At 39.7% G+C, this 13,962-nt stretch carries 8 protein-coding genes and 1 tRNA gene; 5 read left to right on the top strand and 4 right to left on the bottom strand.

From position 1 onward, the window contains the following. Positions 1-129 precede the first annotated feature (129 nt). A complete protein-coding gene (locus tag NE668_RS04355) occupies positions 130-1,380 on the top strand; it encodes an MFS transporter (protein ID WP_369522335.1) in 1,251 nt (416 codons plus the stop codon). Between the two features lie 77 nt (positions 1,381-1,457). Here NE668_RS04355 and pepT read toward each other — a convergent pair whose 3' ends face one another. Then, positions 1,458-2,681, bottom strand: coding sequence for a peptidase T (pepT, locus tag NE668_RS04350; RefSeq protein WP_227037776.1), 1,224 nt, complete (start codon positions 2,679-2,681; stop codon positions 1,458-1,460). Positions 2,682-2,927: 246 nt separating this feature from the next. Here pepT and NE668_RS04345 point away from each other — a divergent pair, with 246 nt between their 5' ends. From NE668_RS04345 to mmuM, 3 genes are all read left to right on the top strand, one after another. After that, entirely contained in the window at positions 2,928-4,865 is a 1,938-nt protein-coding gene (locus tag NE668_RS04345) for an OPT family oligopeptide transporter (RefSeq protein WP_004697976.1), read from the top strand. Positions 4,866-5,216: 351 nt separating this feature from the next. After that, entirely contained in the window at positions 5,217-6,002 is a 786-nt protein-coding gene (locus NE668_RS04340; protein WP_004693747.1) for a basic amino acid ABC transporter substrate-binding protein, read from the top strand. Positions 6,003-6,078: 76 nt separating this feature from the next. Continuing rightward, positions 6,079-7,104, top strand: a complete 1,026-nt coding sequence (gene mmuM, locus NE668_RS04335; protein ID WP_306795552.1) for a homocysteine S-methyltransferase — start codon at positions 6,079-6,081, stop codon at positions 7,102-7,104. Between the two features lie 96 nt (positions 7,105-7,200). Here the strand turns inward: mmuM and NE668_RS04330 are convergent. From NE668_RS04330 to NE668_RS04320, 3 genes are all read right to left on the bottom strand, one after another. Next, positions 7,201-7,291: transfer RNA gene (locus tag NE668_RS04330), tRNA-Ser, on the bottom strand. Between the two features lie 225 nt (positions 7,292-7,516). Further along, entirely contained in the window at positions 7,517-8,752 is a 1,236-nt protein-coding gene (locus NE668_RS04325; RefSeq protein ID WP_227037781.1) for an FprA family A-type flavoprotein, read from the bottom strand. A gap of 165 nt (positions 8,753-8,917) precedes the next feature. After that, positions 8,918-12,658 (bottom strand): phosphoribosylformylglycinamidine synthase, encoded by a 3,741-nt coding sequence (locus NE668_RS04320; protein ID WP_227037782.1) that lies wholly within the window; start codon positions 12,656-12,658, stop codon positions 8,918-8,920. A 267-nt stretch (positions 12,659-12,925) separates the two neighbouring features. Here NE668_RS04320 and NE668_RS04315 point away from each other — a divergent pair, with 267 nt between their 5' ends. Continuing rightward, positions 12,926-13,831 carry a LysR family transcriptional regulator gene (locus NE668_RS04315; RefSeq protein WP_004693739.1) on the top strand — a complete coding sequence of 302 codons (906 nt, stop codon included), beginning with the start codon at positions 12,926-12,928 and terminating at the stop codon, positions 13,829-13,831. Positions 13,832-13,962: the final 131 nt, after the last annotated feature.

Below are 13,962 nucleotides of genomic sequence, written 5' to 3'. Positions count from 1 at the left end.
ATGTAGTTTGTTATAAATAAAATTGATGAGATATATAATATTTTAATTCTTGTTTTTTAAAATGAGAGGTTTATAATTAACCGTTGTCGCAAACTGGTTGACAATAATTTAAAAAATGGAGTTGATAATATGGATAAGGCTAAGGAGGCCTTGTGGACAAAATCCTTTGTCCTTGATACTTTGATTAATTTCTTAGTATTTTTAATTTATTATTTATTAATCGTTATTATTGCGGTTGTAGCAAAAGATAATCTTCATGCTACGGCTAGTCAAGCGGGACTTGCTGTTGGTATATATATTATTGGCACCGTTGTAGCCCGTTTGTTGGCAGGACGGTTTATCAGTATCTTAGGGTGTCACAAGATGCTCTATTTAGGGTTATTGATTTACTTGATTTCAACGGCTATGTATTTCTACACACCTAATTTACTAATGCTTGATAGTGTTCGTTTCTTAAATGGTTTTGCTTATGGTATTACATCTACTGCTACAAGTACTATCATAGCTGCTATTATTCCTACGTCACGCCGTGGGGAAGGGATTAACTATTATGGCTTATCTACCTCTCTTGCCGCAGCTGTAGGACCATTCTTAGGTATCTTGATGCTTCATAGTCTTGGTTATGATTTTATCATCGCATTCTGTGTTGCACTTATCATCCTTTGCGGTATTGGCTCTGTCATCATGAAATTTAATGAACCTAAACTTGGTATCGAATCTGAAGCACATAAGGGCATTAGAATCTCGGACTACATTGAACCACGGATGAATTCAATCAGTCTTGTTTCCATTCTAGTCGGCTTTGCATACTCTGGTGTTATTGGCTTTATGGCAGCCTACACAAAAGACCTAGATCTTATTATGGCAGGTACCTTCTTCTTTGTTGTATATGCTGTAGTTATTACTATAACAAGACCATTGCTTGGCATTGTGTTTGATATGAAAGGGGAAAACTTTGTTCTTTATCCTTGTTTTGTATCCTTAGCACTTGGTATTTTCTTATTATCCATCGCTCACTCTACATGGCTTGTGCTTTTATCGGCTGTGTTTGTTGGCCTTGGATATGGTACATTTATGTCCAACGGACAAGCTGTTACTGTTAAAATAGTACCTGTTCATCGTATTGGTGTTGCCACATCCACATACTTCATTGCCTTGGACATGGGGCTAGGCTTTGGCCCCTATATTTTAGGCGCTGTTAAAGAGGTTGTAGGTTATACTAGTATGTTCCATGTAACCGTTGTTGTGGCGCTCCTTGCATTAGTTGCTTATTATTTATTATATGGTCGTTATGTGGGGACTGAAAGAGATCTTTCTTTAAAAGCTCGCGCTGAAGAGGAAGAAATTAGAAATCGTAAGCGTAATAATAAGCTTGCGTAATATGTAAATTAAAAGGACTATACGAGCCTAGGCTCGTATAGTCCTTTTTGTTATCTACTACTGCTTTGCTAATGCTATTATTTTTCAATATTTACAATATTAACGATAACTTCAACCGCTTTTTTCATATCATCGATACATGCAAATTCATGACGACCATGTAGGTTTTCTACGCCTGTAAAAATATTTGGTGTAGGAATGCCCATGAAGGAGATTTTAGATCCATCTGTGCCACCGCGAATAGGATCACAAATAGGTGTAATCCCAGCTTTTTCCATAGCTGCTTTGGCTACATTTACACATTCCATATTATCTTTGATGACATCGTACATGTTGTAGTATTGGTCTTTTACAGATACTTCACATACTTCACGACCATATATTTCGTTCAATGTTTGACCTGCTTGTAAGAAGAATGCTTTTTTTGCTTCGAACAGTTCCTTGTCATGGTCGCGGATAATGTAGTTCATTTTACCGGTATCTACTTGTGTTTCCATGCTCATGAGCATAAAGAAACCTTGGCGACCACAGGTGTGTTCAGGAACAGCTGCTCCTGGCAATAAAGCGTCAAATTGCATAGCTAGTTTAGCACAGTTGATCATAATGCCCTTGGCTGTGCCGGTGTGAACAGAAACACCTTTTAGGGTAACGGTACCGCCAGCTGCATTAAAGGTTTCGTATTCAAGTTGGCCTAGACTTTCACCATCGATAGTGTAAGCATAGTCTACAGGAAATTGTTTAACATCGAAGTGGTCCGCACCAGTACCAATTTCTTCGTCTGGACCGAAAGCACACATGATTTTACCATGTTTGATTTCTGGATGAGCTACGAGGTAGGTGAGAGCTTCCATGATTTCACAGATTCCAGCCTTGTCGTCACCACCGAGGAGTGTTAAACCGTCAGTTACGACTAAAGATTTGCCAATGTAATTTTTTAGATTTGGAAAGTCGGCACGTCGGGTGAAGATTTGGTGTTCTTCGTTGAGGCAAATATCACTACCATCATAGTTTTCTACGATACGAGGTTTAATATTTTCTGCATTATAATCAGCTGTATCCATATGGGCAATGAAGCCGATGGAAGGAGCTTTCTCATCAGTGTTAGCATGTAATGTGCCGATGACAAAACCATTTTCACGATTATAAATAACCTCATCTAAACCTATTGCCTTTAAATCGGGAACGAGCACATTCGTAGCAAAGTCTACTTGAGTTTGAGTACTAGGAATGGTTGTACTTTCCTCATTAGACCGTGTATTTATGCTCGTATAGCGTACAAAACGTTCGACCATTGATTCCATAATGAGCCTCCTCGTAAGTAAACATACGTGTTATACAGGGCAGTATACGATACCGTTACATAATAGAGATTCTTAATATACTTTCATTGTAGAACAGGGACGCCAAAAATGCAAAATAATTATTTATAGGGGGTGTATTGTTTTATTCGCATAGTGCATAGAAAACCATTGAACCATGTGTAGTACCGTGTTAGTATAAAGGTGAATAGTTATACGTTTGTACTTTTTCTGTGAGGAGGTTTTACTATGTCGGACGAGGTTCGTTCCATTCCACCCATAGAACCGGTGTTAGATCCTAAGAAAGATTACGTAGAGATTAATTCATATGTAGTATTCTGGGGCTTGTTCTATGCGGCAGTTTTCACACTGGCTGTTGGCTATTTATGTTTGAAAATCGGTCAAACAGTAGATGCCTTTGCACCAGTATCTGTACTTGCTATGGGTACAGCAGTTATTTTAAAGCGGCAAAATGCTTTTGCCGAAACGGTACACATTCAAGCTATCGCTAGTTCTAGTACGAACACATTAGCAGGGGCTATGTTCTTCTTGCCAGCTCTTTATATCTGGAATGTAACAGATGTATCCTTTGTACAAATGGCGATTCCTATCATTCTTGGCGGCGTTTTAGGTGTTTTATTATGCGTTATGTTCCGTCGCTATTTCGTTGAGGAAATGCACTATGTGTATCCGTTCCCAAGTGGTCGTGCTGCAGCGGAAGTATTGATGAGTAATGAAGGGAGCAAAGCAAAACTTATGCTTGGCTCTGGTTTAATTGCTCTTGTGTATGACTTTATTCTTAATAGTTTGGGGTGGTGGCAAGAGGTTATTCGCACTGCTACCTTTAAGTGGGGGGCAGCCCTTGCAGATCAAACTAAGCTAACCGCAGCGGTAGATACTGATGCAGCATTGCTTGGCCTTGGTTATTTCACGGGCCTTCGCTATGCGGCTATCATTGCAGCCGGTTCCTTCTTCTCTTGGTTTGTATGTATTCCGATTGTGTACTATTTAGCGCCTGAACATATCATGCAAATTGGCGGCCATGCAGTTCCATTAGGGGAGGCCCCAATTCGCAAGGTATTCCTTGATTATGTTCGTCATATTGGTATCGGCATGCTCGCTATGGCAGGCATTATTGGTTTAATTACAATGTCTAAAGTGGTAGCAAATGTTGTTAAAAATGCAGTGCTTGACATCTTTAGTTCTAAAACTGTAGATGTTAATTTGCTTCGTACACAACGTGACGTACCTACATCTTGGATTGGTGCTGGCATCTTGTTATGTACAGTTTTATTTGCAGCATATTTCCATTTTATGTATGCTGAAAGCTTCGGACAAACAATTGTAGCGTTCTTAATCGTTCTTATTATGTCCTTCCTATTGTCTGTAGTGGGGATTAGCTCCATCGCTTATACAGGTACAGAACCAGTTTCAGGTATGACAATCTTTATGATTATCATCTCCGCTGTATGCTTAACCGCAGCAGGTATGACTGGTAAGGTCGGTATGATTGCAGTCCTCATGATGGCATCCTTTATTGGTACTACTATTGGGATGGCTGGTAACTTTATGTCTGAACTTAAGGTGGCACATATGACAGGTGCTACACCTAAGAAAATGGAACAATGGCAAATCGTTGGTACTATTCTTTGTGCCGTACTTTCTGTAGGTGTTATGATTCTTTTAAACGATGCTTATGGATTTGTAGGAGATCATGCATTAAATGCACCTCAAGCGAACGCTATGGCTGCCATCATTGAGCCAATGATGACTGGTGGTAGTGCTCAATGGCCTCTATACATGGCTGGCGCATTATTTGCAATCATCTTGTGGATGGTAAGAGTTCCACCGTTGGCATTTGCCTTGGGCACATACTTGCCAATGGAAATTAATACACCATTACTTATCGGAGGTTTGATTGCGTATCTTGTACAAAATAGTACAAAAGACAAAGAATTGGCAGATCTTCGCTTCTCCAAAGGTAGTACAATTGCCTCTGGTCTCGTAGCCGGTGGTGCTATTGGATCCTTGTTCAGTGCGGTACTTCGCATTGCAGGTGTTGATGTATTTGCTCAAGCTTGGGTAGAAACACCTGAAGCGACATATCTCAGTATCGTAATGTATTTATTACTCTGTACGTTCTTGTACAAGGTAGCTATGTATATAAAAGCTAAACATGCTAAATAAATTACATACTATATATCCTAAATGAATTGAATAGCTTATTTATTCTATAAATAACCAGGAATCCTCCATTTTGGAGATGACCGCCTTTATCAAGTTTCATCTATGCTTGGTAAAGGCGGTCTTTTTATATACTTAGGAATGTTATTTTCGATATAGCTAAAAACTATATCAATTCAATACCTATTGGTATAGTTGGATTTATTGACCCGTACTATATCGAATGTTATCATAAAACTATAATACCTTTAGAGGTATTATTTTTATTATGCTCATAAGTGTAAGTATAGATATATTAGTTGATTAAGAAGAACTCTGTTTCTAGATAGAACAGAGAGAAGTAAGGATAATAATATGAAATTTAAGAAAATAGCAGCTCTATTAGGGGCTTTCACCATTGCTAGTAGTTTATTAATCGCAGGCTGTGGTCAGGAGGGGAATAGTCAGAAGGCATGGCGCGTAGGTACTGATGCGACCTATGCACCATTTGGTTTTAAAGACAAAGATAGTGGTAAATTAGCTGGATTTGATATTGATATTATCAATGCGATTGCAAATGAAGAGGGTATAGAAGCAGATATTCAAAATCTAAACTTTGATGCGCTTTTACCAGCATTACAAAGTAATACCATCGACATCGCTATTTCGGATATGACTATTTCTGAAGAACGAGCAAAATCCGTTGATTTTAGTAAACCGTACTATATTGCAGGTAATGGTCTCGTTGTGAACATAGATAACACCAATATTAATAGCTTTAAGGATCTAGAAGGTAAACGCATTGGTGTATCCATCGGCTCTACTGGTGCAGAGATTGCTAGCAAGATTCCCAATGCCGATGTACATCAGTTCAATATAATTGTCGATGCGTTCTTAGAATTGCAAAATAAAGGCGTCGATGTAGTTATCAATGATACACCAGTAAACGAATATTATGTTAATGGTAAGGGCAAAGGTATCGCAAAGGTTACTGGAGAGGACTATGATGCGGCACCACTAGGTATTGCTGTGAAAAAAGGCAATACAGAATTGCTTAACAAAATCAATGATGGTTTGGCTAAGATCAAAGCAAACGGTAAATATGCAGAAATTTATAAGAAATGGTTTGGTAAGGAGCCTCCAGCAGAGGTATTAAGATAGTTTGTAGATAGTACCAGAATGTATTATTTGATATAATATGCTAGGTAAGCCTCGTGTTATAAGAGGTATGTATAGAATGGGTGGTATGATGGCTAAACGAAGTGCATTTTTAGATATTATTAAGGAAAAGGGCGCCCTCGTCTTAGATGGGGCTTTAGGGACCGAATTAGAGCGTTATGGCTGTGATATTCAACATAAGTTGTGGTCTGCTAAGGTTCTCATGGATCAGCCAGATATCATTAAGAAAATACATATTTCTTATTTAGCTGCGGGTGCCGATATCATTCAAAGCTCTGGCTATCAAGCGACAGTAGCAGGCTTTAAAGGTTTAGGTTATGGAACGGAAGAAGCGATAGAGCTCGTTAAACTATCTGTTCGTTTAGCCGTGCAAGCTCGTAATGAGTTTTTAGAAGCAAAGGCGAGTGGGGCGCTTACATTGCATGGTATTAAGCTCGGTGAAGAGACTCCTGAGGGGGTTAGATATTTTTCTGAAGATGCTTTACCTAAACCGTTGGTGGCAGCCTCTGTAGGACCTTATGGCGCTTTCTTGGCTGATGGCTCTGAATACCGTGGTTATCCTGATGTGCAAACAGAATATCTAGAGATATTCCATATTCCACGGCTAGCATTATTCTGCGAAGAACATCCAGACATATTATCCTTTGAAACTATACCGTCTTATGCTGAAGCGATTGCTATTGCGAGAGCTATGTCTGATCCATTTACATCAAAAGGTATTCCCGGATGGATTGCTTTTTCCTGTAAAGATGGGCACCATGTTTCTAGTGGCGAAACCATTATTAAATGTGCACAAATGATCGATAAGGTACATCCTATTACGGGGATTGGCATTAATTGTACTAAACCGGAATATGTAGAATCATTGATAAAAGATATCCGTACCGTTACAGATAAACCAATTGCTGTATATCCTAATCTTGGTGAAAGCTATGATAGTAAAACTAAAACTTGGTATGGCGATGCTGCATCATTTGTAGACTACGTTGAGGTATGGCGAAAAGCTGGAGCTGAAATCATTGGTGGCTGTTGTAGAACGACACCTGAAATTATCGGTGATATTGCAAAGAAAATTCACAACTAATATAGTGTGACATACAAAAAGCTATTCGAGTATAATTCGAATAGCTTTTTCTTTATATGCAAATAAAAAAGCAGTGCGAAAGCACTGCTTTTACTATGGCGGAGAGACAGGGATTTGAACCCTGGGTACGGGATAACCGCACACATGATTTCCAATCATGCTCCTTCAGCCGCTCGGACACCTCTCCATGTATTCTGTTGTGTAACAGGTACTTGTATAGTATATGAAAAAGTTAGATTTATGTCAAGCAAAAAAATAGTAGAATTATTGCATATTTACAAGGCTTTTAAAATATAGTATTTGATCTCAATAAATGGATATAAACCAAAAAACATAGCCTGGTTTTAGGCGTATAAAATCTAGTATATAAAAAGAAAAAAGCCGCCTAAATAGGCGGCTCTTGTATTAGGTATTAGAATACGTCTTTAATTTCAGCAGCTTCAATGGATGCTTTGATATCGTCTGCCATTTTTTCAATTAATGGAAGATCTTCTTCTTTCAAAGAGGATTTGATATCTAGTGGTTCGGAAACGATTTCAATGTCTTTGAAGTCATTTTCGAAATGGGAAACCATTGTTTTCATCGCAGCGGAAGCCCAAGAGTGGTTACCGATGATGGATACCTTATGGTTTTGGAAGTTAAGGGCTTTTAATTCATGGATAAAGTTTTCCATAGTAAGGTATAGATTCAAGTTATATGTAGGTGCGATAGTTACCAAGTTAGTATATTTCCAAGCATCGGAGATGATGTAGGAAGCATTAGTTTTGGAAACATCGTAAATTTTGATATCTGTAACGCCACGTTTGGAGAGTTGTTTAGCCAATTGTTGAGCAATAGCACGAGTATTGCCATACATGGAACCAAAAGCGATGACAACACCTTTTTGCTCGGCTGTATAGCTGGACCAATGTAAGTATTTGTGCGTGATATATTGGATAGATTCAGGGGTGCGCCAGATTGGACCATGAAGTGGAGCAATGCGTTTGATATCAAGGCTAGAAATTTTGCGAAGTGCATTTTGTACTTGCGGTCCGTATTTACCAACGATATTTGTATAGTAACGGCGAGCTTCTTCTTCGTATGTAGCTACGAAATCGGTTTGATCAGCAAAGATATTACCATTAACTGTACCGAATGTACCAAAAGCATCTGCAGAGAACAATGTGCCTGTAGATTTTTCGTATGTACAAGTTACTTCAGGCCAGTGAACCATAGGCATAGTGTAAGAAACCAAAGTATGTTTACCTAAACAGATTTCATCGCCTTCTTTAATTTGATGGTATTGTTCTGGTTTTGGAGTGTTATAGAATTGCTCAAACATGCGGAATGTTGTAACATTACCTACCATTTTACAATTTGGATACCGTTCCAATGTTTCCAATAATGTTTGGCAATGATCAGGCTCCATATGGTTTACGACGATGTAATCAAGTTCACGACCATTTAAGAGGTGAGTCAAGTTGTCGAAGTACTCTTCGCGAATTTCAGCATCTACGGAGTCTACCACACAAGTCTTTTCATCGTCGATGAAATAGCTGTTATAGCTAACACCATTTGGAATAGGGAATAAGTTTTCGAAACGTTCTGTTGTCCAGTCATTACTACCAATCCAGTAGATATTATGAGTCATTTTCTGAGCACAATGCATAATAAAATCCTTTCTTAACCCACACTAGGTATGTATAGCTTTACATGAGAACTCATGTCTGTAAATATAGTATCAATTTATAATACTAATATTTTCGAAAAAAATCAATATTGAAAAAGCCTACTTGAAGAAGTAGGCTTTCACATGAAAGTTCATAGTGACCAATTATTTGAAGTATTTTACACCAGATGTAAAGATTGGCATTTCTAATTGGCCAGGAATATTTTTGCTGATGCCTGCACCACAGCGTTCGGAGTGTGCCATTTTGCCGAATACGCGACCATCAGGGCTATAAATACCTTCGATAGCAGCTACAGATTGGTTAGGATTGAAGTGACTATCCATGGAGGCGATACCATCAAAGTCTACATATTGTGTAGCGATTTGGCCAGTTTTATTGAACTCCAACACTTGTTGAGGAGACGCTATAAAGCGACCTTCGCCGTGAGAAATTGGTACCGTGTAAATTTCTCCAGCTTTAGCATCACTCATCCAAGGGGACTTTGTGGAAATAACTTTCGTATTAACCATGCGAGATAAGTGACGACCAATAGTATTGTATGTCAATGTAGGATGATCTGCAGTTAACGTTTCAATATGTCCACCAGGTAACAAGCCTAACTTGATGAGCGCTTGGAAGCCGTTACAAATACCTAATACAAGGCCATCTTGTTTATACAAGAGGTTTTCTAAACCTTCTGCAAGGTATGGGTTGCGGAAGAGGGTGGCTATGAATTTACCAGAACCATCTGGCTCATCACCAGCACTGAAACCTCCTGGGAACATAAGAATTTGAGACTCTGCTAATTTAGCTTTGATTACGTCGATAGATTCTTTTAATTGTTCTGGAGTTTGGTTGCGAATGAGCACGATATCTGTTTCTGCACCAGCTCGTTCAAAGGCACGAGCAGAGTCAAATTCGCAGTTTGTACCAGGAAATACTGGGATGAGAACTTTTGGTTTTGCACCTAAGGATGTGCTACGAGGCTTAGCGTGTTGATCATGAATGTAAGCGACTGCTTCACCAAAGCCGTTTGATGCGTACATTGGGAAGATATCGTTTAGAGGTGCTTCATAGGCCGCTTGTACTTCTTTGAGTGATACGGATTGACCTTCCCATTCGATAACAGGTGTGGCTTGGGTTACGCCGATAACTTTCACATCAGGTAATTCTAAAAGATAATTAACAGCCGTAATATCTACTTCAACGATGAAGGAACCAAGGGCTGGTTGGAAGATACCACGTTCAGCGTATTTATCGAATTTAACACCAATATTGTTGCCAAGGGCCATTTTTGTGACTGCTTCAGGAATGCCGCCTTGATCAACTACATAGGCAGAGTAAACGCGACCTTTTTCAATTTGTTCTTGTAGTGTATCGCAGTTTTCTTTGAATCGATCCCAATCAGGGGTGTCATCGTATGTACGAGGTACATCGAAGAATACGAGGCGGTGATCTACGCCTTTAAGGTCTTGGCTCACGATATTATCTACATGAGCTGTACCAACTGCAAAGGATACGAGGGTAGGGGGAACGGTAAGATCCATAAATGTACCGCTCATAGAGTCCTTGCCGCCGATAGCGCCGATTTCAAGTTCTTTTTGTGCTTTATAAGCACCAAGTAAAGCTGCTACTGGCTTACCCCAAGATTCTTTAGAGTTGAGGCGTTCAAAATATTCTTGTAATGTTAAGTATGCGTCTTCTCGGCGACCGCCAAGAGCTACTAATTTTGCTACAGATAAAAGTACTGCATATTGCGCACCATGATAAGGGCTCCATGCAGATAACTCAGGCACAAAACCATGAGTCATAATACTAGCCGTTGTAGTTTCACCGTTTAGAACCGGTAATTTAGCAACCATGCCTTGGGTAGGCGTTTTTTGGAATTTGCCACCGAATGGCATGAGGACTGTATTGGCGCCCACAGTGCTGTCAAAGCGTTCTGCTAAGCCTTGTTGGGATGCTGCATTTAAATCGGATACGGCTGCGATCCATTTTTCCTTGAAGTTATCTGCACTAGCTGAACCACGTAAGAAGTAGGATCGATCTGTAGGTGCTTTTACGATAGCTTCTTGTTGTTGACTAGCACCATTTGTATTTAAAAAGTCGCGGCTAATATCTACAATTGCTTCGCCATTCCAGTTCATAACAAGGCGATTTGTATCAGTTACCTCTGCCACAACTGTACACTCCAAGTTTTCTTCGTCGCAGTATGCTTTGAATGCCTCTACATCAGAAGCATCGATGACACAGGCCATGCGCTCTTGGGATTCAGAGATGGCTAACTCTATACCATCGAGGCCAGCATATTTTTTAGGGACTAAGTCGAGATTGATTGATACACCATCAGTTAGTTCACCGATAGCAACAGATACACCACCTGCACCGAAGTCATTACAACGTTTGATAAGTGTCGTTACTTCGCCACGACGGAATAAGCGTTGGATTTTGCGCTCTGTAAGAGCATTGCCTTTTTGGACTTCTGCACCGCATGTGGAGAGAGATTCAACGGTATGTTCTTTAGAGGAACCTGTAGCGCCACCACAGCCATCACGGCCAGTTTTACCACCTAGCAATACTACCACATCGCCTGCAACTGGTACCTCACGGCGAACTTGGTTGCGAGGTGCAGCACCGATAACTGCGCCGATTTCCATGCGCTTTGCTACGTAGCCAGGATGGTAATATTCTTTTACTTCACCTGTAGCAAGGCCGATTTGGTTGCCGTAAGAGGAGTAACCACGAGCTGCTTCTTGGGTGATCTTTCTTTGTGGTAATTTGCCTTCCAATGTATCTTCAAGTTTTGTATGTGGATCGCCAGAGCCTGTGATGCGCATAGCTTGGTATACATAAGCGCGACCGCTCAATGGGTCGCGAATACAACCGCCTAAGCAGGTAGCTGCGCCACCAAATGGTTCGATTTCAGTAGGGTGGTTATGGGTTTCGTTTTTGAATAGTAACAACCATTCTTCAGTCTTGCCATTTACATCGACAGGGACGATGATTGTACATGCATTGATTTCATCAGATTCATCGAGATTTGTAAGTCCTCCAGCGTGGCGTAATTCTTTTACAGCCAATGTAGCCATGTCCATGAGGGAGCGAGCTTTTTTCTTAGTCGTGTAGAGCTCAGCACGGCCTTCCATATATTCTTCGAAGGCTTCCTTTATAGAACCGGTGAAGCGGCTGTCTTCAATGGTAATATCTGTTAACTCGGTCATAAAGGTAGTGTGACGGCAATGGTCAGACCAATATGTATCGAAGAGGCGAATTTCTGTAATCGTAGGATCGCGGTGTTCCACCTCTGCGTATTGTTGTCTAATCATTTGAAGGTCTGCTAATGTCATAGCAAGACCGTAGTTCTTGATGAGAGCTTCTAAATCATCATTGCTCATCGTAGTAAAGCCATCGATTGTTGCTACCGGTTTTGGATCTTCTAAATCGAGAGCTAAGGTATTTGGTACGTCAAGGCTCGCTTCGCGGGAATCAACAGGGTTAATGTAGTAGGCCTTAATGACATTTTCTTGTTCTTTTGTAAAGGTGCCTTCGATAGCATATACGCGAGCACAACGCACGATGTGGCCGGATGTAAGTGTGAGCATAGAAATACATTGCTCTGCGCTATCAGCACGTTGATCGTATTGACCTGGCACATATTCAACAGCAAATACAAAGCCTTGTACACTTGGAATTTCTTCTAATACAGTATCTACAGGAGGTTCAGAAAAAATTAAATTTTTAGCAGACTCTAGATCTTTTGCATCTAAATTTTCGATGTCGTATCGCTCATAGATAGTCACATCTGTAGCAGGCATAGATAATTCCTGTTGTAAGGTTTGTAACATGCGTTGCGCTTCTAGGTTGAAAGATTCTCGTTTTGTTACGAATAATCGTTGTATAGCCATTGTAGCCTCCTGTAATGTATATAATTCCCTATGGGATATTGACAAATTAAGTATAGTCGGTCTAGACTTATAAGTAAAGATAATCTTACTAATGAAAAGATTAGAAATACTAATAAATATGAAAAGTTCATGAAGGTCATAAGACCTAACTTTCATGAAGATTTCTACATATTCATTATATATTGAGAGTCTATAGTTATAATAGGGTAATGATATGTGTATTTAAAAGTAAGACGTTACTATTAGTATATAACAGAGGTGAATAAAATGGCAGTATCTGCAGATTTATATAGAACCTTTCTAGGGGTAGGCTTATATTTATCTTTTTCCCGTGCCGCAAAAGAATTAGGGGTGTCCCAATCCGCCATCAGTCAAAGTATCAAACAATTAGAAGGAGAACTTAATATGCCTCTCTTCGTGCGTACTACAAAATCTGTAGGGTTCACGCCAGAAGGTAAAGAATTGTTTGATACGGTAGCTAAAGCTTTCTCTATTCTTGATAATGGTGTTACCCAATTACAAGAACGGGTTAGCCAAGCTTATGAAAGTTTAAATTTGGCTGCCACAGATACTTTGTGTCGCCATTTCTTATTGCCTTATTTCCACAAATGGCAATTACAAGAAAGTGAAATTGGCTTACATATCATTAATCGTCCGTCTCCTGATTGTGTAGAATTAGTACTCAATAAAGAGGCGCAATTAGCTGTGGTTAATGATTATGAGGGCTTGAGAGATAATCCTCAGCTAGAGGTAACTACGTTAGCTACCATTCAAGACGTCTTTGTTGGGGGCCCTGACTATAAAGGGGCAGGATTCTTTGATCAAGGGCGCCTTCTTAACGAGCCTATTTTACTCTTGCATAAAGGCTCTGCTAGTCGTACATTCTTTGACGATGTAACACATGGTGCTTGTCGTAAGCCTCGCTTTGAATTGGGTAGCGTCGATGTATTACTAGATCTTGTAGAAATCAATATGGGTATTTCCATGTTGCCTAATCATGTGGTACAACAAAAAATGCAAGAAGGGACTATTGTGCGCATCGATACAGATATTCCGGTACCAACACGCGACATTGTGCTTGTGCGTTCACGTTTGGTTCCTCAATCTGAAGGGGCTGCAAGATTTACGTCCTTACTAGTTAATCGTGAAAGTACTCGAGATAAAGTTTTATAAGAAAAAGACATGTTTAAAGACATACTTTAGGAAACTTTCTTAAAGTGTGTCTTTTTATATATTAGTGTGAGTTTTACCGTGCTATATTATATTCCTATAAAGCAGTTGAGTTATATAATTCATATATGAAA

The organism is Veillonella parvula, assembly GCF_024461875.1.
GTDB lineage: Bacteria > Bacillota > Negativicutes > Veillonellales > Veillonellaceae > Veillonella > Veillonella parvula_I.
This window is presented reverse-complemented; position numbering and strand designations above follow the sequence as displayed.